Origin of the sequence: Sulfitobacter sp. OXR-159 (genome assembly GCF_034377145.1) — a bacterium.
Lineage (GTDB): Bacteria > Pseudomonadota > Alphaproteobacteria > Rhodobacterales > Rhodobacteraceae > Sulfitobacter.
In genome coordinates this window covers 369159-393463 of the sequence record NZ_CP139707.1, presented here as the reverse complement: position 1 = coordinate 393463, position 24305 = coordinate 369159, and the positions used below count along the sequence as shown (strand labels likewise).

The window sequence follows — 24305 nt, the reverse complement described above, 5'->3', positions numbered from 1 at the left end:
AGCTTTAGGTGGTCAGCTTTGGTTCTTGTTCAATATGTTCTCGCCCAGACGTGCAAGGGCTTCGCGCAGCCCTTCGTTGGCCACGGGCTGAGCGGCTTCGGCTGCTTTGCGTTGCAATGCAGGGCTCGGAGCGGTCTTTTCGGCCTTGGGTTTATGGTCAAACGCCACCTGCCCTTCGGCAAAGCCTGTCGCCGCTGTCTGAGTGATCCGCACCCGCGCGATGGCGTTATAGCCATAGACCGAATTGACCCGCGCGCGCAGTTGCTCTTTTTGCATCTCCAGCATGGGCGCATTGGCCCCGGTGGTCAGCAGGGTCAGCGTGGCCCCGATGCCTTCCTTGCGGCCATAGCTTACCTCAACAGGGCGCGAGATGGCAGCAGTTGCCTCGCCCGCGATCTCGGTCCAATGGGTCAGAAGACGCGATTGCGCAAAGCCACGGGTCTCGCTCGCCTTGCGAATCTGCTGCGAGAGCAGGCTGTCGGTGCGTTTGAACCCTTTTGTAGTCGTACGACGTGGCGGCATGGCTTTGTTTCCCGAATGTGCTGACATACATAACCATTTGCCCCCGCGTCACCAGCCCCTGCCCTGTGGAAAGGCCTAAACATTGCGTGAGAAGACCCCCCTGAGCAAGCTGCCGCCGATCCTGCTGGAATGGTACGACACCCACGCCCGCGCCCTGCCATGGCGGGTGCCGCCGCACGACCGGATGGCCGGGGTCATGCCCGACCCCTACCGCATCTGGCTGAGCGAGGTCATGTTGCAGCAGACGACCGTGGCCACGGTAAAGGACTATTTCGCGCGTTTCACCGCCCGCTGGCCGGATGTTGCCGCACTCGCGGCGGCGGAAGACGCGGATGTGATGGCCGAATGGGCCGGCCTTGGATACTACGCCCGCGCCCGCAACCTGTTGAAATGCGCGCGTGTGGTGGTGGCGGACCATGGCGGCAGCTTCCCTGCGGATCATGACGCGCTGATGAAACTGCCGGGTATCGGGCCTTATACGGCGGCGGCGATCGCCTCCATCGCCTTTGACCTGCCTCACGCGGTGCTTGATGGCAATGTCGAGCGGGTGATGGCGCGGGTCTATGACATCCACACGCCGCTGCCCGCTGCGAAGCCCGAGTTGATGGCGCGGGCCGTCGCGCTGACCCCGCAGGACCGGCCCGGAGACTATGCCCAAGCGGTGATGGATCTGGGCGCTACAATCTGCACGCCAAAGTCCCTCGCCTGCGGTATCTGCCCGTGGCGCGAGCCCTGCGTCGCGCGGGCAGAAGGCACAGCGGCGCTCTTGCCCAAGAAGATACCGAAAAAGCCGAAACCCATCCGGCACGGCACCGTCTATCTGGCGCAGCGCGAGGATGGCGCGTGGCTGCTCGAGACACGGCCCGACAAAGGGCTGCTTGGCGGGATGCTTGGTTGGCCCGGTTCTGATTGGATCGATACGGCAGAGCCGCGCCCCGAAGGCACGCCGCCGCTGGCCGCCGATTGGCAGCCCCTGCCCGGCGAGGTGCGCCATACCTTTACCCATTTTCACCTAATGCTGACCGTGCAGCACGCACGAGTTGGCCATGATGCCGCGCCTAAAAATGGCGAATTCATCGGCCAAAACCAATTCAGCCCCAGTGATTTGCCCACCGTAATGCGCAAGGCTTTCGACCTGACGCGCTAGCGCCGCGTCAGGCTTTGAGCGCCGACTGAACTGCGGTATATCTGGCGCGAAGCAGTAAGGTGTCCCATGGCAAACCGAATTATCTCTCCACAAGACCTCGCCCGCCTGTCGCGGGCGCTGCCGTTCTGGATGTCGCTGCTGCTGATCCCGCTGGCGTGGTTTTGCGCCATGCAAGGCGGCTGGACCATCGCGCTGTTGCCGCTGGTAACGTGGTATCTGTTTTCGATGCTCGACGCGGTGCTGGGGCTGAACCTCGACAATGCGGACCTAGAGGCCACCGAAGATGACCTCTATTGGTACCGCCTCGTCACGCTGATCTGGACACCGCTGCAATTCCTGACCGTCTTTGGTCTGATCTATTACGCCACGCGGGCCGCGCATCTGGATGCGGCAGAGCGTATTTTCCTGTTCTTCGGCGTGGGCGTCATCACCGGCACCATCGGGATTAACTACAGCCATGAATTGATGCACCAGCGGAACAAGACCGAACGGCGGCTAGCGGATATTTTGCTGGCCATGGTGCTCTATTCTCACTTCCGCTCTGAACATCTGCTGGTGCACCACCGCCACGTCGGCACCCCGCGCGACACGGTGACGGCGCGCTATAACGAAGGGTTCCACCGCTTCTACCCCCGAGTGTTGCGCGAGTCGCTGACCTCGGCCTTTCATGCCGAAAAGAACATGCTGGCGCGCAAGGGGCTGCCTTGGACCGATCCGGGCAATCCGTTTTTCAAATACTGGGCGCTGCAGGCCGGCTTTTTGCTGCTGGCGCTGATCTTGGGCGGTTGGAGCGGTCTGGGCCTGTTCCTCGTGCAGGCCGGGGTCGCGATTTGGCAGTTGGAACTGGTCAATTACATCGAACACTACGGGCTGACGCGCAAACATCTGGGCGGCGCAAAATACGAACATGTCCAGCCACGCCATTCGTGGAACGCGGCGCATAAGGCCAGCAACTGGCTGCTGATCAACCTGCAACGCCATTCCGATCACCACTACAAACCCGACCGGCGTTTCCCGGTCTTGCAGACCTATGGCACGGGCGACGCGCCACAGCTGCCCTATGGCTATCCGGTGATGACAATGGCCGCGATGGTGCCCCCGCTGTGGCGACGCATCATGAACCCGCGCGTGCGCAAATGGCGCGAAATGTACTACCCTGAGATCACCGACTGGAAAGCCTACAACAAAGCCAGCAATCCCCTGCCCCGTCTCTGAGCGCGGCAACGCAAAGTTAAACTTTGCCTGTCACATAGGCTGCGATTGTTACCAGTGGAGTGGTATTGATGCGGCAACAGCAAGCGCCCTCGGGGGCGGCGTATGATGGCACCTGTCTGATCGTCGAAGACAGTGAGTTTGACAGAGAGAGGCTGCGCCGCATTCTGGCCCGCGCCTATGGCGGGATGCGGGTGGAGTTCGCCCCCAGCATCGAAGCCGCGCGCAAGGCGCTAAGCGGGGGGGACAAGGCGCTCATTTTGCTCGACAACAACCTGCCCGACGGGTTGGGCGCGAATTTCGCGTTGGAGCTGGCCTGCGACGACCGCCATGCGCAGACGCCGGTGATTATGGTCAGCGATTGGCCCTCCCCCGGCATGTGGGAAAAAGCCGCCTCTGCCGGGGTGCTCTACGTGGTGAATAAATCCGATTTCGATGCCCGCTATATTGACGCCGTGCTGCGTGAGTTTCAGGCCCGCAAACGGTGGGTGAATTAGGCCGATCCCACAAAAAAACCCCGCCATGGGGCGGGGTCAAGGTAGGCACCCGTGTGGCTGCCCCTCACGCAGAGAGGCCACGGGTGCCGGCGGTGTTCGAATGTCTGTGGGTTGATCAGTTCGCCATTTCGGCTCTGATCTGCTGACGTAGAATGTCGATGGGGACATTCTTGCCGTCTTTCTTGTAGCACCAATAGGTCCAGCCATTACAGCTTGGCGCCTTCTCATAGGCCGCGCCCACCTGATGGATCGACCCTTTGACATCGCTGCCAATGAGGGTGCCATCGGCACGGACCTTGGCCTTGTGGCGGCCATTCATGGAATAGAGGTTCTCGCCCGGACGCAGCATGCCCCGCTCAACCAACTGACCGAAAGGCACGCGCGGTTCGGCGCGTTTGGAGGTGGTGGTTTGCAGCGCTTCGTTGTCGAACTTGCGCACCATCGAGATGCGTTTCTCGGCCACCTTGCGGTAAGCTTCCTCGCGTTCGATGCCGATGAAATCACGGCCCAGCATCTTGGCCACAGCGCCGGTGGTGCCGGTGCCAAAGAACGGATCAAGAATCACATCGCCGGGGTTGGTCGAACCAACGAGGATGCGGTGCAGCAGGCTTTCGGGCTTTTGCGTCGGATGTGCCTTGTCGCCTGCTTCGTCCTTCAGACGCTCATGGCCGGTGCAGATCGGCAGCACCCAATCGCTGCGCATCTGAATGCCTTCGTTCAGCGCCTTCAGCGCTTCGTAGTTAAAGGTGTATTTGCTGTTCTCGCTCTTGCCGGCCCAGATCATCGTCTCATGGGCATTGGTAAAGCGCTTGCCCCGGAAGTTGGGCATCGGGTTGGACTTGCGCCAAACCACATCATTAAGGATCCAGAAACCTTGATCCTGCAACGCCGCACCGACGCGGAAGATGTTGTGATAGCTGCCGATCACCCAGATCGCGCCATCGGGTTTCAGCAAACGCCGCGCGGCTTTGAGCCAAGCGCGGGTAAAATCGTCATAGGCTTTGAAGCTGGCGAACTGGTCCCATTCGTCATCAACTGCATCGACCTTGGAGTTGTCCGGGCGATGCAAATCACCTCGCAACTGCAAGTTGTAGGGCGGATCCGCGAAGATCAGATCCACCGACTCTGCTGGGAGGGCGTTCATTGCCTCAATGCAATCGCCCGCAACAATAGTGTTCAAGGGAAGCGCCGCAGCGCCCTTTGTCATCGTTTTCATATCTCTGCCTCATTACCCGGCGCTTAAGCGCTCATTGGTTGTGGATAAAATGGGCCATCAGAGATTCGTGGTCAATTTCTTTTTTGAATCAATCAGTTAACAAATTAGCTTGATACAAGATATTGTGTATAGGTTTGAACAAACGTCTATGGTGTGGGGTAACACCAAGATCCCGCAGGGCAGCCATGTGGCTTTTCGATCCGTAGCCCATATTGGTTTCCCAGCCATAGCCGGGATGCTGTTGCGCCAAGTCCACCATGAGTCTATCGCGCACGGTTTTGGCAACGATAGAAGCCGCTGAGATCGACAGACAGCGGGCGTCCCCTTTCACCACAGGTTGCGCCGGAAGGCTCAGATCGCGCGGGAGCATATTGCCATCGATCAATGCGTAATCCGCCGCGCAGTCCAATCCGGCGAGTGCGCGGGTCATCGCCAGATGGCTGGCACGCAAGATGTTGTGTTCTTCGATCTCTTCGACGGTGGCATGGGCGACGCAAACCACGGCCACCGACATGATCTCTTCATAGAGCCGTTCACGGGCGCGGGCGGTCAGATTTTTGGAATCGTTCAGCCCTTCGGGTATCTGCCCTTCGGTAAAGACCACGGCGGCGGCGGTGACCGGCCCGGCCAACGGGCCCCGGCCCACTTCGTCCACCCCGGCGATGGTGCGAAAGCCGCGGGCAGCCGCGCCGCGTTCAAATTCAAAGTCAGGTATCATAGGGCGAGGTGAAACCGCATGCGCCGAAAAGGTGCAACAAAAAAGAGAAAGGGGAGGCGCCCGAACACCCCCCCTTTCAACACCCGAGCGACAGGGACGTGCCGCTCGGTCAAGGCACGCCGGTGTTACCGACGGGCCAAGCTGTAACCCGAGTCGCGCAGGCAGCGGGCATCATAGCCGTAGCGTGCGCCGTCCGCCGTCTTCACGCGCTTGGCGCAGTAGTTGGGCAGTCGGTCGACTTGGGAATAATTCTTTTCAAGGCAGGGCTCGCCAAACATCATCACCTTGCCGTCTTCGCCGTCATAGCTGCGGAAGCACTGCTGCGGCAGCAGCTTGCGGTCTACCCGCTCTGGCAGGGGGCGCACTTCGCGCGTCGGGTAGGTGGCGCGGTCGCGCTCAGGGTAGGTCCGGGCGCTGCGGTGCGGCTCGGGGCGCGGATCAATATAGGGGCGCTGGTGCGGCCGCTTGGAAACCGTGGGATAATAGCGCGGCGCCTCATAGACGGGGGCGGCACGGCGGCGGGTGACCGTCTCACGCTCGTTGCGCTCTTTGTTGTTGTCGTAGATCATCTTGCCCACGATCGCGACGCCCGCAATCGCGGCGAGGGTGCGCAACACTTCCTTTTCATCGGCGGCGGCAGGGCGGGCACCAAAAGCGGTGATGGCAACCGCTGCGGCGGCGATGGTAGCAATGAACTTGCGGTACATGGGTCTGGTCCCTTCTCGTTTATCGGCGCGTTGCTGCGCCCTTGATCCTCTGCGGTCATAACTCGGGGACCGCGTATCGGTTCGTGTGTCTGTTGGTGCCACCAAATTGGGGTGAGGGCCAAAGACAGGCAATAACAGGGGGGCGTTATCCAATAACAAGGCGCCCAAAACGCCTTGGTTATTGAATAACAGCGGGCGAAAGCGCATTAAAAACATATGAAAAACCCATGTCTCTCCTTACTGACCGCGCTGACGGTCATACTGGCCCTGCCCGCTGCGGCAACGGCTGGATGCTTTGCCGATTACAAGGCCAAGCAAGACAATCCGCTGCGCCTCCATTACGGGGTGGCGCAGATTTCCGGGGCCTGTGAGCCAGCCTCCGCCGAAACCGAACTCACGCCGCGTCTTGCAGCGGAGGGCTGGACATTGTTGAATGTGCTGTCTGTCTTCGGTGACGAAGGCTTGGATCAAAGGAAAGACAGTGCAGGAACATTCTACCTCCGCTTCTGACATGCGCAGATTTGGCGGGCGTTTCGTGATCGGTGGCATCGCCGCCGTGGTCGCCGTGCTTTTGGTCGGGGCGCTTGTCCTGCTTTGGGCGCTGCCAGATGCGAACGTCTTTAATGCTCGGGTTGAGCGGATCTTTATCGAGAATGACGATCTGACCACCCAAGCCGAGATCAAGCTTCTCGAAATCCTCGCCCAGTCCGGCACCGCCTTTTCTGAGACTTTGGCCAGCTACCGCATCGTGATCGTCGTGCTGCTGGTCTTTGCCAGCGCCATGCTGGTCGCGGCGATGGTGTTTTTGTTCATGCTGGTCGGCTTTAACCGCCGCATGGCGCAGATCGAGCGGACCGGCATTCAGGTGAATTCCCTGCTGATCAGCCGCGAAGAGAATACCGTTTACCTTAACAACCTCGGTTTCAAACTGACCGCAGCGGCGATGGAGACGATGTCGGTTCTCGCCGAAGCGCGGATGGACGATGACGTGCTGTCAGGGTCCGAGATCGAAGGCATGATATCGGGCCGCAACGCCGCCGACTGTGATGAGGCCGCCGGGGCCACGCGGATCAAGCGTTTGCGTGACACCTTGGGCAATCAATTGGTGTCGGAACTGCTGGTCAAAAACATCGCCCGGCGTGGCTATATGCTGGCGATCAACAAGGACGTCATCAAGGTTCTTTAACCCCGGCAGAGCGGCGCTCTGCACGGTCTGCGCGCGGCTGGCCCTAGCCAATGCCCCGCAGGCACGTTAAATGGCGTCAAATTTAATTGGACAGACTGGAGTAATCAGATGGGTTATCGCGTCGCCGTCGTCGGTGCCACAGGCAATGTGGGCCGTGAAATGTTGAACATCCTTGCGGAACGTCAGTTCCCCGTGGACGAGATCGTGGCCCTGGCCAGCCGCCGTTCGCTGGGCTCGGAAATCAGCTTTGGGGACAAGACCCTCAAGACCAAAGACCTCGACACTTTCGACTTCACTGGCTGGGACATGGCGCTCTTTGCCGTGGGCTCGGAAGCGACCAAGAAATACGCTCCTGCCGCTGCCAAGGCGGGCTGCGTGGTGATCGATAACTCCTCGCTTTACCGCTATGATCAAGACGTGCCGCTGATCGTGCCCGAGGTGAACCCGCAGGACGTGCACGGCTATTCCAAGAAAAACATCATCGCCAACCCCAACTGCTCGACCGCGCAGATGGTCGTGGCGCTGAAGCCGCTGCACGACCGTGCCAAGATCAAGCGCGTCGTCGTCTCGACCTACCAGTCGGTTTCCGGCGCGGGCAAGGAAGGCATTGATGAGCTTTGGGATCAGACCAAGAGCATCTACAACCCGACCGACGACAAGCCCGCCAGCAAGTTCACCAAGCAGATCGCCTTCAACGTGATTCCGCATATCGACGTCTTCCTCGAAGACGGCTCGACGAAGGAAGAATGGAAGATGGTCGCCGAGACCAAAAAGATCGTCGACCCGTCGATCAAAGTCACCGCGACCTGCGTGCGCGTGCCGGTCTTCGTGGGCCATGCGGAATCGATCAACATCGAATTCGAAGACCACCTCGACGAAGCCGAAGCCCGCGACATCCTGCGCGAAGCGCCGGGTCTCATGGTGATCGACAAGCGCGAAGACGGCGGCTACGTCACGCCGGTGGAATGTGTGGGTGACTTCGCCACCTTCATCAGCCGCATCCGTCAGGACAGCACCATCGACAACGGCATCAACCTGTGGTGCGTCAGCGACAACCTGCGCAAGGGTGCCGCCCTGAACGCCGTTCAGATCGCCGAACTGCTGGGCCGCGAAGTGCTGAAAAAGGGCTGAGGCTCAGCCGCAGTTCTGGAATAAGAAAGGGGGCCAAACGGCCCCCTTTTTCGTCTCTGTCTCATGCGCCTGCGATGGGCTTAAACCGGCTCGAATGTCTGCGCCTTGGCGTCGTAATATTCCAAGCTACCCTCGCCGATGTCGGTCCACAGGCCATGCAAGCTCAGCGTGCCATCTTCGACCTTTTCCTTGATCCACGGGAAGGTCATCAGGTTCTCAAGCGAGGTCATCACCGCCTGACGCTCCAGCAAAAGCTGCTGCTCCGCCGCGTCTTCGACCTTTTCCACCGTCTCGTATTTCGGGCGCAGCAGGTCCATCCAGCGGCCCACGAAACTGTCTTGGTTCTCAAGTTCGGGCGCGTTGCCTTTGCACATCTGGATACACCCCGCGACGCCGCCGCAGCTGGAATGGCCCAGCACAATCAGATGCGCGACCTTCAGCGCGTTCACGGCATATTCCACCGCCGCTGAGGTACCGTGCTGTTTGCCATCCGGCTCATAGGGCGGGACAAGGTTGGCGATATTGCGGTGGATGAAGAACTCACCCTGATCGGCCCCGAAGATCGAGGTCACATGCACGCGGCTGTCGCAGCAGGAGATCACCATCGCGCGCGGGCGCTGCCCCTCAGCGGCCAATCGGCGGTACCATGTCTGGTTTTCGGCATAGCCGGTCGCCTTCCACCCTTGATAGCGTTGCAACAGATACGACGGCAGAGCCTTGGCCTTGTCCATGTGTAAACGTCCCTTAATGCGTGATGTGGTTTTAGCGCAGATAGCGCAAATGCCATACGAATTCGAGAGAAAAGGCACAGCCATCGCAACCCTTTGCACACCTTCCCGCGCCATATTGCCTCAAGGCCGTGGGGGCTGATTGAAGGATGACACCAATGCAACTTATGCAAATACGCCCGACTGAGCAGGTCTATGTCGATCAAGAGCGGCTTGGCCTGCTCTACACGCAACTCGGGGAGGTGGGCGCCGAAGATGTCGTCTGCCGCGCGATGGAGGAATTGGCCCTGCGCCTGTCGCATTGCAAAAAGCTGCACAAGGACAAAGACCGCGCCGGGCTGCGCAAAAGCGTGCACCGCCTGATCGCCATTGCAGAGCAGGTCGGCATGGCGCTGGTCGCACGGGTGGCGGCGGATGTGGTGATCTGTATCGACGCGGGGGATGACATCGCGGCCGCCGCCACTCTGTCGCGGTTGATCCGCAGCGGGGAACGGTCGCTCACCGCGATCTGGGACTTGCCCGATATCACGATCTGACCGCTTGCGGGTGGCGATGGAAAAGGTAGGCTGCGCGCAAATCCAGATTTGCAAAGGTTTGTCATGTCCGCCGAATTCGCCGCCCCCTCCGCCGCCGCCCTGCCGCTTCATGTCTTGAGCGAGGCCGCGCTTGAAGGCTGGCTTGCCGATCAGCCCGGCCCGGTGCAGGCATGGGTGAAGGCCAGCGGTTTTGCGGGCGCTCTTGGGCAGGCGCTTGTGGTGCCGGGGGAGGAAGGCACCCCCGCGCTGGCATTGGCGGGCTACGGCACCGAAGCCGCGCGCCGCAGGGGCCGCTTTCACCTTGCCACCGCAGCGGCAAAGCTGCCTGCGGGCGACTACCGAATTGAAAGCGGCCTGCCAGAGGGCCAAGCCGCGAATGAGGCGCTCGGCTGGCTGCTGGCAGGCTACCGCTTTGACCGCTACCGCGATCAGACCCCACTGGCGGCCCGTCTTGTCGCGCCCGAAGGGATCGACGCCGAGCAGATCGCGGCGCTGGCCACGGGTGAAATGCTGACCCGCGACCTGATCAACACCCCCGCCTCTGACATGGGGCCGCCCGACCTGGAAGCCGCCGCGCGCAAATTGGCCGAGCAGCATGGCGCGAAGATCGACGTCACAACTGGCGATGCGCTGCTAGAGAACAACCTGCCGATGATCCACACCGTTGGCCGCGCCGCCGACCGCGCGCCGCGATTGATCGATATGGCGTGGGGCGACACAGGCCCAAAGCTGACGCTGGTGGGCAAAGGCGTCTGTTTCGACACCGGCGGGCTGAACCTTAAGCCCGGTGCGTCGATGGCGCTGATGAAAAAGGACATGGGCGGCGCCGCCGCCGTGCTAGGGCTGGCGCATATGATCATGGCCACCGGCATGGCGGTGCAACTGCGCGTGCTGATCCCGGCGGTGGAGAATTCGGTCTCCGGCAATGCCTTCCGCCCCGGTGACATCCTGACCTCGCGCAAGGGGCTGACGGTTGAAATTAACAACACCGACGCTGAAGGGCGTCTGGTATTGGCCGATGCGCTGGCGCTGGCGGATGAGGACAAACCGGATCAGATCATCTCGATGGCGACGCTCACCGGGGCCGCGCGAGTCGCCGTGGGGCCTGACCTCGCGCCCTATTACAGCGACGATGCCGCTTTCGTCTCGGCCTTGGAAGACGCCGCTGCGGGGTCTGCCGATCCGGTCTGGCGGATGCCTTTCCATGACGCTTACGAGGCGCTGATCGAGCCCGGTATTGCCGATCTCGACAACGCGCCCAAGGGCGGCTTTGCCGGGTCGATCACCGCAGCGCTTTTCCTGCGCCGCTTTGTGACCGAGAGCAAATATGCCCATTTTGACATCTACGGCTGGCAGCCCGCCGACGCCCCCGCCCGCCCGAAAGGCGGCGCCGGCCAAGGCACCCGCGCGCTCTATGCTGCGCTGCCAGCCCTGCTAAAGCCATGAGCGATCCACGTCTCACCCCGGACCCGGCGCTGGCGAGCCAAAGCCGCGCCGCGCAGGTGGCGGTGGCGGTGGCAGACCTCTTCCGCCGTCCCGACGGCCCACGCGATCGGCAGGTGTTGTTTGGTGAGCCGTTGACCGTGCTGCATGAAGCTTCGGGCTGGGCCTATGTGCAGGCCGAGAAGGATGGCTATTGCGGCTACGTCCTGCAACGCGCGCTGAGCATACCGCGCAAGGCTACGCATCGCGTGTGCGTGCCTGCCACCCATGCCTATACTGGCGCCGATCTGAAATCGCCCGACCTGCTGAGCCTCAGTTTCGGCTCACCCGTCACGGTCATTGATGAGACCAAGGATTTTGCCGAGACCCCGCAGGGCCATATCCCGCGCGGCCACCTTGCCCCCATCGATCGGCACGAGGCCGACCCCGCGCAGATCGCGGCGCTGTTCCTCGGCACACCCTACCTTTGGGGCGGCAACAGCCGCTGGGGGATCGATTGTTCGGGCCTCGTGCAGGCGGCGCTGCTGGCCTGCGGAATCCCCTGCCCCGGTGACAGCGACCAGCAGGAAAAGACCGTGGGCGGGCCGGTCGAAGGTGACTACCAGCGCAATGATCTGCTGTTCTGGAAGGGCCATGTTGCGTTGGTGGTCGATGCCGAAACGATGATCCACGCCAATGCCCACGCCATGGCAGTGAGCTATGAAAACATCACCGATGCCATCGCCCGGATCGAAGCGGGCGGTGACGGCCCGGTGACGGCACATCGCCGCCCCGGCGTTTAATCCACCGACCGGATCAGCTTGCGTTCCAGCACCCGCAGCACCGCTTTAAGGTCATGGCCCCGGCGCAGCACCTGCCCGCCGGTGCCCACCACCGCATACATGCCCTGCCGATTGCGCAGCTTTGGCCGCTTTTCGATCCGGTAAAGCGGTATCTCTGCCGTGCGTCGGAAAACCGAAAAGACCGCCACCTCCTTGAGATGAGAAATCCCGTAATCGCGCCACTCTCCGGCGGCGACCATCCGGCCATAAAGCGATAGGATCAGCGACAGTTCCGTGCGGTGGAATGCGACCTGTTCGGCGGGGCGCTCGAAAGCCGTGATCGGCGATGGGGGCTCTATGCTCATGGCTTTACAGTTGACCCTGATGGGGGCCAAATCAAGCCCTGACATGGTCGAATGCGCCGCTCTAAATTCCTTGAAAGCGTTACAGAATTGTGCAACCAATCTGAAAAATGAAACACAAAGGCCCAATGGAATGACCCCAGAAGCCCGCGCCCGCAAATGTGCCGAGGTGATGTTCGCCCAAGATTCCGCCTCTGCCGGATTGGGCATGACCATCGACGATGTGACCCCCGGCGGCGCGGTTTTGTCGATGTCGGTGCGCCCGGACATGCTGAACGGCCACGGAATTTGCCACGGTGGTTTTATCTTCACGCTGGCCGACAGCGCCTTTGCCTTTGCCTGCAACAGCTACAACCAGACCACTGTCGCCCAGCAGAACCAGATCACATATCTCAGCCCCGGTCAGCCAGAGGAGCGGCTGACCGCCGCCGCACGCGAAGTGTCGCGCAGCGGTCGGTCGGGCATCTATGATGTGACCGTCACGGGCGAGGATGACCGTGTCGTGGCCCTGTTTCGCGGGCTCTCCCGCAGCATCAACGGCCAGCTATTTACCGAGGAGGAGCCGACCTGATGAAAGACCTGACCCCCGCGAAGGACACGCTCGACCCGATTGAGATCGCCAGCCGGGACGAGATCAGCGCCCTGCAATTGGACCGTCTGAAATGGTCCCTGCGCCACGCCTATGACAACGTGCCTTTCTATAAGCAAAGCTTTGACGATGCAGGCGTGCATCCCGACGATCTGAAACAGCTTTCCGATCTCTCGCGCTTTCCTTTCACCGTCAAAACCGATCTGCGCGACAATTACCCCTTTGGCATGTTCGCCGTGCCGCGCGATCAGGTGGCGCGCATTCATGCATCTTCTGGCACCACCGGGCAGCCGACGGTGGTGGGCTATACCAAGGATGATCTGGCGAACTGGGGCCAAGTCGTCGCCCGTTCCCTGCGCGCGGCAGGGATGCGCCCGGGCGACATGCTGCACAACGCCTATGGCTATGGGCTGTTCACTGGCGGCTTGGGCATTCACCTTGGGGCAGATGCGCTTGGCCTCTCGACCGTGCCAATCTCGGGCGGGATGACCCCACGCCAAGTGCGGCTGATCGAGGATTTTCAGCCCAAGGGCATCACGGTGACACCCTCCTACGCGCTGTCGATTTTGGATGAATTCGCCAACCAAGGCATCGACCCGCGCCAATCCTCGCTAGAGGTGGGCATTTTCGGGGCTGAGCCTTGGACCAACGCCATGCGGCTGGAAATTGAACAGGCCTTCGACATGCATGCCGTCGATATCTACGGCCTCAGCGAAGTCATGGGGCCGGGCGTGTCGATGGAATGTGTGGAGACCAAGGACGGGCTGCACATCTGGGAGGATCACTTCTACCCCGAGATCATTAACCCCGAAACAGGTGCCCCGGTCGAAGATGGTGAAATGGGCGAGCTGGTGTTCACCTCCCTCACCAAGCAAGCCTTTCCGATCATCCGCTACCGCACCCGCGACCTGACCCGGTTGCTAGCGGGCACCGCGCGCTCCATGCGGCGGATGGAGAAGGTGACGGGCCGCAGCGACGACATGATCATCCTGCGCGGCGTCAACGTCTTCCCCACCCAGATCGAAGAAGCGCTGATGGCCACGCCGGGGCTTGCCCCGCATTTCCAGATCGAACTGTCGCGGCCCGACCGGATGGATCAGATGCGCGTGCTCTGCGAATGCGCGGATGCCAGCGTGACCCCCGACGCCCGTGCCACCGCGATCAAAGCGCTCTCGGCGCAGATCAAGCAAACCGTTGGCATCTCGATCAAGGTCGAGGTCATGGACGTAGGCGGCGTTGCCCGGTCAGAGGGCAAAGCCGTGCGCATTCTCGACAAGCGTCCGAAGGGCTAGACCGAAAACCTAGCCTAGCCGCAGGTGACCTTGGCGATTTTCCCTTCCGCGTCCAACACGATGTTGGTGCGGTTGGGGTTGGCATCCATCGTCACCGGGTCGCCCTCGGTATAGACGCGCTTGGGCTCGGACACGATGTTTGCCGCCGCGCGGGGACGGCCAATCAGACCCCACCAGCTGCCTTCTTTGCAGGATTCCGCCAGTGGCTTGGCAGGCGTGGGCGCTGTAGGCGTGCTGGAACTGCTAGAGTTACTAGACGGCTCGTTCACCGCGTCGATCACCGAATTGGGCAGGGGCTTGGGCTTGGTCGTGGAGGCGCGCGCTTCCGTCCGTGCGGGGCGTGGCGCGGTCTGTGTGGGCGGTGTTGTTGTGGCCGCCGGTGGCGTAATCTGCCCCCTCGGCGCAACCGGGGCCGGAATGGGGTTTTGCACCGGCGCTGTCGCCACTTCGGCGCAGCCCGCCACCAATAGGGGTGCCAAGAAAACTAATCTCATGTTCCAAACCTCGTTATTCGCGTGGCGTCGGAGCAAGGGCCGACCATCCCGCAACAGGTAGGTCCATCACGCGCGCCGCCAAGGGCAAGGCGCTTTGCATTTGCTGGAACCCGCCGATGGCCCTACTGTGAGGGCCAGAACACGGAGCCTTCTCGATGCGATTTTCCCTCAACCGCAAACGTTTCAAAGACCTGAGCGAACAAGAGGTGCTGGCACTGGCCATCTCCTCCGAAGAGGACGACGCGCGCATCTACCGCGACTATGCCGAAAGGCTGCGCGAGGCATACCCCGACAGCGCCGCCATCTTTGACGGGATGGCCGAGGAGGAGAATGAACACCGCCGCCGTTTGATTGACCTGCACCGGAGCCGTTTTGGAGAGGTCATCCCCCTCATCCGGCGCGAGCATGTTTCTGGCTACTACGCCCGGCGCCCGGTCTGGCTGATCGAGAACCTGTCGCTAGAGCGTATCCGGCAAGAGGCCGCCGCGATGGAACAGGACGCTGAACGGTTCTACCTTGCCGCCGCCGCGCGCACGTCAGACGCGGCGACACGGCAGTTGTTAGGTGATCTGGCCGCCGCCGAGGCAGGCCACCACGGCAGCGCGCAGGATTTGACCGAGAAACACCTTAACACCGACAGCCGCAGCGACGAAGACAGCCGCGCGCATCGGCAGTTTTTGCTGACATGGGTCCAGCCGGGGCTGGCGGGGCTGATGGACGGGTCAGTCTCTACCCTCGCCCCCATCTTCGCCACCGCATTTGCCACCCATAACACTTGGACGACCTTCCTCGTCGGCCTTGCGGCGAGCGTCGGGGCGGGCATCTCAATGGGCTTCACCGAGGCGGCATCGGACGATGGGGAACTGTCGGGCCGCGGCTCTCCAATCAAACGCGGGGTAGCCTCGGGCGTGATGACCACCGTGGGCGGGCTGGGCCACGCGCTGCCCTACCTGATCACCGACTTCTGGACCGCCACTGTCGTCGCGATCATCGTCGTCTTTGTAGAGCTTTGGGCCATTGCGTGGATCCAGAATAAGTTCATGGAAACACCCTTCTTTCGCGCCGCGTTCCAGGTGGTGCTGGGCGGCGCATTGGTCTTTGCCGCTGGGGTGCTGATCGGGTCAGGTTAAGGCAAAGAGCCATGCCCCATTGCACCCCAAGGGCGGGCTGGCTAATGCTTGACCCATGGTCGCGATCTTCCTGAAAACCCTGCCGTTCTTTGCGCTGATCGGCCTTGGCTACTGGGCCGGGCGCACGCGGTTTTTCTCAGCCGAAGCGACGGCCTATCTCACCAAATTCGTTTTCTATTTCGCCCTCTCGGCGATGCTGTTCCGCTTTTCCGCCAATCTCTCACTGGCCGAGGTTTGGGACAGCCGCCTTGTCGCCGCCTATCTTTGGGGCACGGCCTTCGTCTATGCTATCGCCAGCCTCGTCGGCTTCCTACGCCGGCTGGATGTGGCGACCAACGGGATCGAGGCGCAATGCGCCGTGATCGGCAACACCGGGTTTCTGGGCGTGCCGATGCTGACGCTGCTTCTGGGGCCAGAGGCGATCGGCCCCGTGCTGCTGGCGCTGACCGTCGACATGATCATCTTTTCCAGCCTCATCGTGATCCTGATCACCGGCTCCCGCGAGGGGCAGTTGCGGCTGGCGACGCTCAAGATCGTGGGACTGGGGCTGCTGAAAAACCCGATGATCGTCGCCATCACCTTGGGGTTCCTCTGGTCGGGCTTCGGCATCCCGATCCCCGTGCCGCTGAACGAATTCCTCGCCATCCTCGGCGGGGCTGCCACCCCCGGGGCGCTCTTTGCCATCGGCGCTTCGCTGGCTTCCAAATCCGCCGAGCGGATTGAGATCGCAGGCTGGCTGACCTTTTGCAAACTCGTGCTGCACCCGCTTTTCGTGGCCTTTGGTGCGCTGTTTCTTTTCGGCGTCGATCCCTACAAAGCCGGGGTTATCATCGCCACGGCCTCCCTGCCGGTCGCGGGCAATGTCTATATGCTCGCCCAACACTACGGCGTCGCCCCTCAGCGGGTCTCTGCCGCCATTCTCGTCTCAACCACAGTCAGTATCGTGACCGTCAGCCTTGTCGTAGGCTGGGTCTCGGCCCTGTGACACATTCAAGTTCGAAAGGAACGCTGCCATGAAAACCATCTCGGAAAACGCCTGTTTCGGTGGCACGCAGGGGGTTTACTCCCACAACTCCGACGCCTGCGGCTGCGACATGACCTTTGGCCTCTTCCTGCCCGCCGAAGCACAAGACGGCCCGGTGCCGGTGCTGTGGTATCTCTCGGGCCTGACCTGCACCCATGAGAACGCGATGACCAAGGCGGGCGCGCAGCTTTGGGCGGCGGAACATGGCATCGCTGTCGTCTTCCCCGATACCTCCCCGCGGGGCGAGGATGTGGCGGATGATGACGCTTACGACCTCGGCAAAGGCGCGGGGTTCTATGTGAACGCCACGCAGGAGCCTTGGGCCAAACACTACCAGATGTGGGACTATCTGGCCGAGGAACTGCCCGGCCTGATCGGTGAAAACTTCGCCCTCGATATGGAGCGCCAAGGCATCACCGGGCATTCGATGGGCGGCCACGGCGCGCTGACGCTGGCAATGAACCTGCCGGGGCGGTTCCTCTCGGTCTCGGCCTTTGCGCCGATCACCCACCCTACGTCGAGCGATTGGGGCAAGAAGCAACTCAGCGCCTATCTGGGCACGGATGAAAGCACTTGGGCAAAACACGACAGCACCCTGCTGATGCGCGAAAAGGGTTTCGACGGGCCGATCCTGATCGACCAAGGCGGCAGCGACCAGTTCCTCGACCTGCTGAAACCCGAAGCATTGGCCGAGGCCATGGCCGCCAAACGCCAGCAAGGCAGCTTCCGCATGCAGCCGGGCTATGACCACAGCTATTTCTTCGTGGCGAGTTTTATGGAAGATCACGTCGCCTTCCACGCCGACGCGCTCTATGCGGGCTGACCGATGACCGCGCTCTATATCGACGCCGACGCCTGCCCCGTCAAAGCCGAAGCCGAGCGGGTGGCGACCCGCCATAAGGTCAAGATGTTCCTCGTCTCGAACGGGGGCCTGCGCATGTCGCAAAACCCGCTGGTCGAGGTGGTGATCGTCCCTGATGGGCCCGACATCGCCGACATGTGGATCGCTGACCGCTGCGGCAAGGGGGATGTGGTGGTGACGGGGGATATCCCACTGGCCGCCAAATGCGTCGAGGCCGGGGCGCGGGTGCTGAAACACAACGGCGAAGCGCTGACACAGGCCAACATCGGCAACGTGCTGGCCACCCGCGATCTGATGACCGACCTGCGCGCCGCCGACCCCTTTCGCCAAGGCGGCGGCAAGGGGTTTACAAAGGCCGATCGCTCCCGCTTCCTAGAGGCATTGGAGCGGGAATTGCGCGCGGCAGCGCGGGGTTAGCCCCGCGTTTAGGAATTGATAGGGCAAGTGATATGACACCTCAGGCGGTCGTTTTCGACATCGGCAACGTATTGATCGAATGGCAACCCGAACGCTTCTACGACAGCGTCATCGGCGCAGACCGCCGCCGCGCCATGTTCGATGCCGTCGATCTGCACGGCATGAACGACCGCGTCGACAGCGGCGAAAACTTCCGCGACACGATCTATGCCATGGCCGAGGCGACGCCCGACTGGCGCGATGAAATCCGCCTCTGGCATGACCGCTGGATCGACATGGCCGCCCCGGTGATCGACCACTCCCTGCGGCTGATGAAAGCACTCCAGGCGCGCGGCGTGCCGGTCTTCTCGCTCACCAATTTTGGCATCCAAAGCTATGATCTAGCCGCGACCCACTACCCCTTCCTGCGTGAATTCGACCGTGATTTCATTTCCGGCCACCTTGGCATGATCAAACCCGCGCCGTCGATTTATGAAGCCGTGGAGCAGGGCAGCGGGCTGCCGCCCGAAGCGCTACTGTTCACCGACGACCGCGCCGACAATATCGCCGCCGCCGCCGCGCGCGGCTGGCAGACGCATCACTTTACCGGGTCACAGGGATGGGCCGACCGGCTCGTTCACGCCGGGCTGCTGGGCCGGGAGGAAGCCACATGACCGTGATCCCCAATATCTCTTTCGACGAAGGCGAGGCGCTACTGGACTGGATTGCGCTCACCGATGCGCTGGCCACGGGCCATGACCTGCCCAAGGCCGAGATTGGCGACACTTTCCTCTATCGCGGCAAGGACACGCTGCTCAGCCGCGCGGCATGGATCGACGGGCTGGGCATTGCGGTGAAATCCGCCACGATCTTCCCCGGCAATCCCGACCGCGAGGTACCGATGGTCAACGGCGGCGTGTCCCTCTTTGATGACGAAACCGGCACGCTCGCCGCGATCGTGGATTTCCACCTCGTCACCAAATGGAAAACCGCTGGTGACAGCCTGCTGGCCGCGCGGCGGCTGGCGCGACCCGACAGCGAGAACATCCTGATCGTCGGCGCGGGCACCCAAGGCCGCGCCCTGCACGCCGCCTATTCCGCCGCCTTCCCGCAGGCCCGTATCACGGTCTGGAACCGTACCGCGAAGAACGCAGAAGCCATGGCGGCTGAGCTAAAGATCAACGTAGCGACCGATCTGGAGCAGGCGGTGCGCGCCGCCGATATCGTGACCTCCGCCACCATGTCGACCGACCCGCTAATCATGGGCGACTGGCTGCAACCCGGCCAGCATATCGACCTCATCGGTGCCTACCGCCCCGACATGCGCGAGGTCGACGACACGGCGCTGCTGCGGTCGCGGGTCTTTGTCGACAGCTTCGACACCACGATCGGCCATATCGGCGAAATCAACATTCCGCTTGAGGCAGGCACCCTCACCCGCGACCATCTGATCGCGGATTACTACGACCTTGAGGTTTTCACCCGCCAAAGCGACGATGAAATTACCCTGTTCAAGAACGGCGGCGGCGCGCATTTGGACCTGATGACCGCGCGCCACATCCTTGAGCGCTGGCGGGCGCGTTAAGCGGTCACCAGCCCCTCCAACCGTTTCTCGCGGATCGGCAGGTGCACGATGGCGCTAAACGCCCCCACGGCCACACCGACCCACCAGACGCCGGTGTAGCTGCCATAGATGTCATACATCCGTCCACCCAGCCACACGCCGAGGAAGCTGCCCAACTGGTGGCTGAAAAAGACGATCCCATAAAGCGTGCCCATATAGCGCAGTCCGTAGATATGCGCGACGAGACCCGACGTGAGCGGCACCGTCGCCAGCCAAAGCGCGCCCATGCCGACCGAGAATAGGATCACCGTCACCGGGGTGATCGGAAACATGATAAAGGCCGCTGCGATCACCGTGCGCCCAACGTAAATCCCCGCCAGCAGGTACTTTTTGGAATAACGCTTGCCCGCCCAGCCCGCCAGCAAGGTGCCCGCGATATTGGCGAGCCCGATGAGCGAGATCGCCACCGCGCCAAGCGCCGAGGTGGTGGTGATGCCGATGTTGTGCAGCACACCCCCGGCCAAGATTGGGCCGCACATCTCGGTCACGAAGGCCGGGAAATGCGCGGTGATGAAGGCGAGTTGATACCCGCAGGAAAAGAAGCCCAGAAAAATCAGCGTATAGGACGGATCGCGGAAGGCTTTGCCGAGAATTTGGCCCATCGACTCCTCAAGCTCGGCGCGGCTGGCCATCGCAGGCGCGCGCATCATCGGCAGGGTCAGCAGCATCGCAAGGATCACCCCCGCGAAACTGACAAAGGTCATCTGCCAAGACATGAAGCTGAGCATCCACTCCGCCACCGGCGCGCCAAAGACCTGTCCCGCACTGCCCGCCGCCGTGGCAATCGCCAGCGACATGGAGCGGTTGTCGTCCGACGCGGCGCGGCCCACCACAGCCAAGATCACGCCGAACCCGGTCCCCGCGATGCCAAAACCCACCAGCCACGCATAGGTCTGATGCTCAATCGGTGAGGCGGAATTGGCCGAGAGCAGCAGACCCACGGCATAGACGACCGCTCCGATGATGATCGCCTTTCGGTCGCCAATCTTTTCCGCCAGCGCCCCAAAGATCGGCTGACCGATGCCCCAGGCGAGGTTCTGGATCGCGATGGCGAGGGAAAACTCGCTGCGCGCCCATGCGAATTCTTCGGCAATCGGAATCTGGAAGACACCGAAAGAGGCCCGCACGGCAAAGCTGACCATGATGATGATACAACCGACCATCAGGACCGGGGTGAACAGGGGCGCGCGGCTTTGCATGGAGGAAATCCTTTCCGCGGCAGATTATGAGTTTCCCCGCCGCCGTCAATTGCGCATCCCCAAAGGCTGGCCAGCTTGCCCGCGCTGCCGTAAACCCTATTCAACAAAGCGAACGGGATCCCCCATGGACGAGATCGACAATAAGATCATCGCAGAACTGCGGCGCGACGCACGCATGTCCTATTCCGCGCTGGCGGCCACCACGGGTCTGTCGCGGGTGACGGTCCGGGCGCGGGTCGAACGTCTGGTCAGTTCCGGCGCGATCTTGGGCTTTACGCTGATCCTGAAAGAAGACATGCGCCACAGCCCGATCCGAGGCCATACGCTCTTGGCCATCGAAGGGGCGGGCACCGACCGGATCAAGCGTATCCTCGCGGGCATGCCCGCCGTGCAGGCGATCCATGCGACCAATGGCAAATGGGATTTGATCGTCGAAACGGGGACCGAAACCGTCGAAGAGTTGGACAGCGTGCTGGGCCAAATCCGCCGCATTCAGGGGGTGAGTTCCAGCGAGACGAACCTGCTGCTGGCCACCCAGATGACGGTCACGAAATAGCCTACTCGGCAGAGAGCACCACCACCTCAACCCGGCGGTTCTGCTCGCGGCCCGCTTCGGTTAGGTTGCTGGCCCGCGGCGCGAGATAGCCGGCACCCTGCGCCTCGACCCGGCCGGGGGCTACGTCATAGCTCTGCACCAATCGGTCCCGCACCGCCTCGGCCCGTCTGCGCGACAGGGCGGTGTTGGCGTCCAGACTGCCCACCGCGTCGGTATGCCCGACCAGCGCGATGCGCAGATCCGGCTCGGCCTTGAGCAACTCGGCCAGCCGCTCAAGCGTGGCAAAGGGGCCGGGACCAAGCGCAGAGGTGCCGGTCTCGAACTCCAGCCGGTTGAGCACCAGATGGCCGTCGACCTTCAGGGTTTCTGCGAAATCGCCCGTCGCAGTGGCAAGCGGCACCTCGGCAGTCGCCTCTGGCGTGATGGGGGTGCTTTCCCCTTCGGGCGCATCGCCGCTTCGGGCTTGGATGATCTGCACATAGGCCGAGGTCGCCGCCGTGCTGGCAAGGATGCTGATCGCCTCGGTCGGCGTTCCGTCCTCGCCCCGGCGCAGGGCGGTGATGAAGTGGAAAGCCCGCAGGTTCACATACATGTTCGGCCCCGGCAGCACCTCCACGGCAAAGCGGAAATCGAACCCGCCGCATTCCCGCGCGGCACAGTCGAGCACGATGTCAAATCCCGCTTCGCCCAGCTGTCGCCGCAGCGGGCGCATCACCTGCAAGGCGGTCAGCCCCGGCGTGTCCATCCGCCACGCAGCGCGGCGCACGCTGCCATCTACATTGACCCGCGCCACCTGCCCTTCGGCATAGACCCCGACCGGCGCCGCAAAGCGGTCCGGCGCGGTGTTACGCTCTGCCGTCAGGCGCGCGGTGCTGGGCAGCGCCAGCTCAAGTGCCGCCGCCGGGGCCGCCAGCAGCACCCCGATTAGAGCCGCAGCAACCCCCGCCCGGCTCATCGCGCCTGCGCGTGGTAATCGTCGTTCGGGCGCATGTCGGTGGCACTGGCCACCCGGTTGGTCATGTTGAAGAACCCGGCCACACTGGCGATGTCAAAGATATCCCGGTCAGTGAACCCCGCATCGCGCAGCGCCTGACGGTCGGCCTCTTCGATCTTGGCGCTCGCCTCGGTCAGCTTTACCGCGAAATCCAGCATGGCGCGTTGTTTGGCGGTGATCTTGACCACACGGTAGTTCATCACCAGCGCCTCGCCCAATTGCGGATCGCCCGACATTTCGCGCACCGCTGCGCCATGGGCCACAAGGCAGTAGTAGCATTTGTTGACCGAAGACACCGCCACCGCGATCATCTCACGCTCAAGCTTGCTGAGTGCACTGTCACCCAGCATCAGATCGTTATACATGCCCGCAAAAGCGTTCAGCTTGTCGATGTCAAAGGCATAGGCCCGCAGGACATTCGGCACCATTCCGAGCTTTTCCTGACAGATGTCGAAATATTTCTGCGTCGCTTCGGGCAGCGGATCGACCATTGGCAGATCAAGGGCGGTGGGCGTGTCGTTGGCCATGGTCTTATCCTTTACTCAGTGCATTGACGGTAATGATAGTGCCCGACCGGGGCAAAGCCCAGTTTGGCGTAAAGCGCCTGCGCGCGGGCATTCGTATCCACGCAGAGCACCGAAAGCCGCTTAGCCCCTTGGGCCTGCCCCCAATGGGCGGCGGCGCGCATGATCCAAGTGGCCACGCCTTGGCGCTGTTGATGCGGCAGCACTTCGACGGCGTGCACCATGCAGATGTCCTCGTGCACCCCGGCAAAGGCCACGCCTGCGGGTTTCTCGTTCCAGCGCGCAAGGATGCCTGTTTTGGTCGCGGCGCGGTCCATCACGGCAAGACGCGCAGGGCCGACCCCTCCGGCGGCCCAGACCTCGGCCATGATCGCCAGCGGCTCCCAAATGCAAAAGGCGGTGACCGGGGGCATCGGCACATCTGTCAGCCGGGTAATCGGCGCGCTCAGCACCGTGACCGGGTCGACCACCTCGTAGCCCCGCGCGGCCAGCAGCGCGTCGAGTTCATCTTCACCCGCGCGGACCATGAAAAGCGGGCGCTGCTCCATCTTGCGCATCGCCGCTTCGGCAGCCGGAATATCGGTATCGGAGATCGCCCCACGCGCTGTCGCCGCCGAGACCCGTTTCCCGCCGCCCTGCCCTTCGCGCAGGGTCCATGGCCCGTGATCAAACCGCCGCGCGGCGGGCCATGTCGCGTCGCCCGCGTCGAAAAACGCCTGCGCCTCGCTCATGCGAAGGCAGCCTTGAGCTTGACCATCGCCGCTTCGACCATCCCCGGATCGCTGCCCCGGATCACCACATGCGCACCAAAGACACCGTCCTTTTGAAACGGGTAGCTGCCCATCGACAGATGCGGGTATTCCTCGGCCAGCGCCCCCAAAGGCCCGGCGATATCGCCCTCGCCCCGGTCGATGCGCAGGGTCTCACTGATCAGGGGTTGGCCGCCTATGAGCCCCGGCAGGACGCTGGCAACCATCGCCTGAAAGACCGTCGGCACCCCGGCCATGACATGCACGTTCTCAACCACAAAGCCCGGCGCGGCAGAGACCGGGTTTTCGATCAGCGCGGCGCCCTCAGGAATACGCGCCATGCGCAGGCGGGCGTTGTTCATCTGGGTGCCCGCGCGGGCGTAGTGTTCGGCCAGTATCTCGCGCGCATCGTCGCGCACGTCGATATCACGGTTAAAGGCGGCGGCGATGCAATCGGCGGTAATATCATCATGCGTGGGCCCGATGCCGCCCGAGGTGAAGACATGGGTATAGGCCGATGACAGCGCCTGCACGGCGGCGATGATCGCGCCATGATCATCCGACACCACGCGCACCTCCTTGAGGTCGATCCCCACTTTCGTCAACTCTCCCGCAAGGTGATGCATATTGCTGTCGCGGGTCCGGCCCGAGAGGATTTCGTCGCCGATCACGATCATCGCGGCGGTGGGGTTTGACATGGGGGCGG

Annotated in this window: 30 protein-coding genes; 18 read left to right on the top strand and 12 right to left on the bottom strand. The window is 62.4% G+C overall.

What is annotated here, in order from left to right; translation table 11 throughout:
* Positions 1–12 precede the first annotated feature (12 nt).
* Entirely contained in the window at positions 13–522 is a 510-nt protein-coding gene (locus T8A63_RS01900) for a DUF721 domain-containing protein (protein ID WP_322344838.1), read from the bottom strand.
* A gap of 82 nt (positions 523–604) precedes the next feature.
* On the opposite strand from T8A63_RS01900, the gene T8A63_RS01895 reads away from it, so the two are divergent.
* The 3 genes from T8A63_RS01895 (at position 605) to T8A63_RS01885 (ending at position 3378) form a co-directional block, all read left to right on the top strand.
* Positions 605–1669 (top strand): A/G-specific adenine glycosylase, encoded by a 1065-nt coding sequence (locus tag T8A63_RS01895; protein ID WP_322344837.1) that lies wholly within the window; start codon positions 605–607, stop codon positions 1667–1669.
* Between the two features lie 66 nt (positions 1670–1735).
* Positions 1736–2884 carry an alkane 1-monooxygenase gene (locus T8A63_RS01890; protein ID WP_322344836.1) on the top strand — a complete coding sequence of 383 codons (1149 nt, stop codon included), beginning with the start codon at positions 1736–1738 and terminating at the stop codon, positions 2882–2884.
* Positions 2885–2952: 68 nt separating this feature from the next.
* A complete protein-coding gene (locus tag T8A63_RS01885) occupies positions 2953–3378 on the top strand; it encodes a response regulator (RefSeq protein WP_082849504.1) in 426 nt (141 codons plus the stop codon).
* 115 nt (positions 3379–3493) lie between these two features.
* On the opposite strand, the gene T8A63_RS01880 is transcribed toward T8A63_RS01885, so the two are convergent.
* From T8A63_RS01880 to T8A63_RS01870, 3 genes are all read right to left on the bottom strand, one after another.
* Positions 3494–4594, bottom strand: a complete 1101-nt coding sequence (locus T8A63_RS01880; protein WP_067942027.1) for a site-specific DNA-methyltransferase — start codon at positions 4592–4594, stop codon at positions 3494–3496.
* A gap of 88 nt (positions 4595–4682) precedes the next feature.
* Positions 4683–5312 (bottom strand): ribonuclease HII, encoded by a 630-nt coding sequence (locus T8A63_RS01875; protein WP_322344835.1) that lies wholly within the window; start codon positions 5310–5312, stop codon positions 4683–4685.
* A gap of 125 nt (positions 5313–5437) precedes the next feature.
* Positions 5438–6019 carry a hypothetical protein gene (locus T8A63_RS01870; RefSeq protein ID WP_067623567.1) on the bottom strand — a complete coding sequence of 194 codons (582 nt, stop codon included), beginning with the start codon at positions 6017–6019 and terminating at the stop codon, positions 5438–5440.
* Positions 6020–6235: 216 nt separating this feature from the next.
* Here T8A63_RS01870 and T8A63_RS01865 point away from each other — a divergent pair, with 216 nt between their 5' ends.
* The 3 genes from T8A63_RS01865 to T8A63_RS01855 all read left to right on the top strand — a co-directional run bounded on the left by T8A63_RS01865 (position 6236) and on the right by T8A63_RS01855 (position 8336).
* Positions 6236–6529, top strand: coding sequence for a hypothetical protein (locus tag T8A63_RS01865; protein ID WP_322344834.1), 294 nt, complete (start codon positions 6236–6238; stop codon positions 6527–6529).
* Between the two features lies 1 nt (position 6530).
* Entirely contained in the window at positions 6531–7205 is a 675-nt protein-coding gene (locus T8A63_RS01860) for a winged helix-turn-helix domain-containing protein (RefSeq protein WP_082849503.1), read from the top strand.
* Between the two features lie 108 nt (positions 7206–7313).
* The gene (locus T8A63_RS01855) at positions 7314–8336 is read left to right on the top strand and encodes an aspartate-semialdehyde dehydrogenase (protein ID WP_067623574.1); all 1023 of its coding nucleotides are present in this window, start codon (positions 7314–7316) and stop codon (positions 8334–8336) included.
* A gap of 80 nt (positions 8337–8416) precedes the next feature.
* Here the strand turns inward: T8A63_RS01855 and T8A63_RS01850 are convergent, their stop codons facing one another.
* Complete coding sequence (locus tag T8A63_RS01850; protein ID WP_322344833.1) at positions 8417–9067, bottom strand: carbonic anhydrase; 651 nt, start codon at positions 9065–9067, stop codon at positions 8417–8419.
* A gap of 155 nt (positions 9068–9222) precedes the next feature.
* Here T8A63_RS01850 and T8A63_RS01845 point away from each other — a divergent pair, with 155 nt between their 5' ends.
* The 3 genes from T8A63_RS01845 to T8A63_RS01835 all read left to right on the top strand — a co-directional run bounded on the left by T8A63_RS01845 (position 9223) and on the right by T8A63_RS01835 (position 11825).
* A complete protein-coding gene (locus T8A63_RS01845) occupies positions 9223–9600 on the top strand; it encodes a hypothetical protein (protein WP_322344832.1) in 378 nt (125 codons plus the stop codon).
* Positions 9601–9663: 63 nt separating this feature from the next.
* The gene (locus T8A63_RS01840; protein ID WP_322344831.1) at positions 9664–11046 is read left to right on the top strand and encodes a leucyl aminopeptidase family protein; all 1383 of its coding nucleotides are present in this window, start codon (positions 9664–9666) and stop codon (positions 11044–11046) included.
* Positions 11043–11825, top strand: coding sequence for a C40 family peptidase (locus tag T8A63_RS01835; RefSeq protein WP_322344830.1), 783 nt, complete (start codon positions 11043–11045; stop codon positions 11823–11825). Before T8A63_RS01840 ends, T8A63_RS01835 begins: the two co-directional genes overlap by 4 nt.
* Here T8A63_RS01835 and T8A63_RS01830 read toward each other — a convergent pair.
* The gene (locus tag T8A63_RS01830; protein ID WP_067622201.1) at positions 11822–12169 is read right to left on the bottom strand and encodes a DUF2794 domain-containing protein; all 348 of its coding nucleotides are present in this window, start codon (positions 12167–12169) and stop codon (positions 11822–11824) included. The genes T8A63_RS01835 and T8A63_RS01830 overlap by 4 nt on opposite strands.
* 130 nt (positions 12170–12299) lie before the next feature.
* Between T8A63_RS01830 and paaI the strand changes: the two genes are divergently transcribed.
* Both paaI and paaK read left to right on the top strand, forming a co-directional pair.
* The gene (gene paaI, locus T8A63_RS01825) at positions 12300–12737 is read left to right on the top strand and encodes a hydroxyphenylacetyl-CoA thioesterase PaaI (protein ID WP_322344829.1); all 438 of its coding nucleotides are present in this window, start codon (positions 12300–12302) and stop codon (positions 12735–12737) included.
* The gene (gene paaK / locus T8A63_RS01820) at positions 12737–14047 is read left to right on the top strand and encodes a phenylacetate--CoA ligase PaaK (protein WP_322344828.1); all 1311 of its coding nucleotides are present in this window, start codon (positions 12737–12739) and stop codon (positions 14045–14047) included. The genes paaI and paaK overlap by 1 nt, the downstream gene beginning before the upstream one ends.
* A gap of 14 nt (positions 14048–14061) precedes the next feature.
* On the opposite strand, the gene T8A63_RS01815 is transcribed toward paaK, so the two are convergent.
* Entirely contained in the window at positions 14062–14541 is a 480-nt protein-coding gene (locus T8A63_RS01815) for an I78 family peptidase inhibitor (RefSeq protein ID WP_132444098.1), read from the bottom strand.
* 155 nt (positions 14542–14696) lie between these two features.
* Here T8A63_RS01815 and mbfA point away from each other — a divergent pair, with 155 nt between their 5' ends.
* From mbfA to T8A63_RS01785, 6 genes are read left to right on the top strand one after another with little or no spacing between them, the layout of a single operon-like run.
* Complete coding sequence (mbfA, locus tag T8A63_RS01810; protein ID WP_322344827.1) at positions 14697–15671, top strand: iron exporter MbfA; 975 nt, start codon at positions 14697–14699, stop codon at positions 15669–15671.
* A 55-nt stretch (positions 15672–15726) separates the two neighbouring features.
* Positions 15727–16656: an AEC family transporter gene (locus tag T8A63_RS01805; RefSeq protein ID WP_322344826.1), complete on the top strand. Its 930-nt coding sequence runs from the start codon at positions 15727–15729 to the stop codon at positions 16654–16656.
* Between the two features lie 28 nt (positions 16657–16684).
* Positions 16685–17518 carry an S-formylglutathione hydrolase gene (gene fghA / locus T8A63_RS01800; protein ID WP_322344825.1) on the top strand — a complete coding sequence of 278 codons (834 nt, stop codon included), beginning with the start codon at positions 16685–16687 and terminating at the stop codon, positions 17516–17518.
* A gap of 3 nt (positions 17519–17521) precedes the next feature.
* Positions 17522–17974: a YaiI/YqxD family protein gene (locus tag T8A63_RS01795; RefSeq protein ID WP_067622176.1), complete on the top strand. Its 453-nt coding sequence runs from the start codon at positions 17522–17524 to the stop codon at positions 17972–17974.
* Positions 17975–18006: 32 nt separating this feature from the next.
* Positions 18007–18627 (top strand): HAD family phosphatase, encoded by a 621-nt coding sequence (locus T8A63_RS01790; RefSeq protein WP_322344824.1) that lies wholly within the window; start codon positions 18007–18009, stop codon positions 18625–18627.
* Positions 18624–19538 carry an ornithine cyclodeaminase family protein gene (locus tag T8A63_RS01785; RefSeq protein ID WP_322344823.1) on the top strand — a complete coding sequence of 305 codons (915 nt, stop codon included), beginning with the start codon at positions 18624–18626 and terminating at the stop codon, positions 19536–19538. Before T8A63_RS01790 ends, T8A63_RS01785 begins: the two co-directional genes overlap by 4 nt.
* On the opposite strand, the gene T8A63_RS01780 is transcribed toward T8A63_RS01785, so the two are convergent.
* Complete coding sequence (locus T8A63_RS01780) at positions 19535–20776, bottom strand: MFS transporter (protein WP_322344822.1); 1242 nt, start codon at positions 20774–20776, stop codon at positions 19535–19537. The two genes, T8A63_RS01785 and T8A63_RS01780, sit on opposite strands and share 4 nt — an antisense overlap.
* A gap of 124 nt (positions 20777–20900) precedes the next feature.
* On the opposite strand from T8A63_RS01780, the gene T8A63_RS01775 reads away from it, so the two are divergent.
* A complete protein-coding gene (locus T8A63_RS01775; protein WP_007118685.1) occupies positions 20901–21332 on the top strand; it encodes an Lrp/AsnC family transcriptional regulator in 432 nt (143 codons plus the stop codon).
* 1 nt (position 21333) lies between these two features.
* Here the strand turns inward: T8A63_RS01775 and T8A63_RS01770 are convergent, their stop codons facing one another.
* The 4 genes from T8A63_RS01770 to T8A63_RS01755 are packed head-to-tail and all read right to left on the bottom strand — an operon-like array spanning position 21334 to position 24297.
* Complete coding sequence (locus T8A63_RS01770) at positions 21334–22287, bottom strand: OmpA family protein (RefSeq protein ID WP_322344821.1); 954 nt, start codon at positions 22285–22287, stop codon at positions 21334–21336.
* Positions 22284–22853: a peroxidase-related enzyme gene (locus tag T8A63_RS01765; protein ID WP_322344820.1), complete on the bottom strand. Its 570-nt coding sequence runs from the start codon at positions 22851–22853 to the stop codon at positions 22284–22286. Before T8A63_RS01765 ends, T8A63_RS01770 begins: the two co-directional genes overlap by 4 nt.
* Positions 22854–22864: 11 nt before the next feature.
* The gene (locus T8A63_RS01760; protein ID WP_322344819.1) at positions 22865–23581 is read right to left on the bottom strand and encodes a GNAT family N-acetyltransferase; all 717 of its coding nucleotides are present in this window, start codon (positions 23579–23581) and stop codon (positions 22865–22867) included.
* A complete protein-coding gene (locus tag T8A63_RS01755; RefSeq protein ID WP_322344818.1) occupies positions 23578–24297 on the bottom strand; it encodes a competence/damage-inducible protein A in 720 nt (239 codons plus the stop codon). The genes T8A63_RS01760 and T8A63_RS01755 overlap by 4 nt, the downstream gene beginning before the upstream one ends.
* Positions 24298–24305 lie beyond the last annotated feature (8 nt).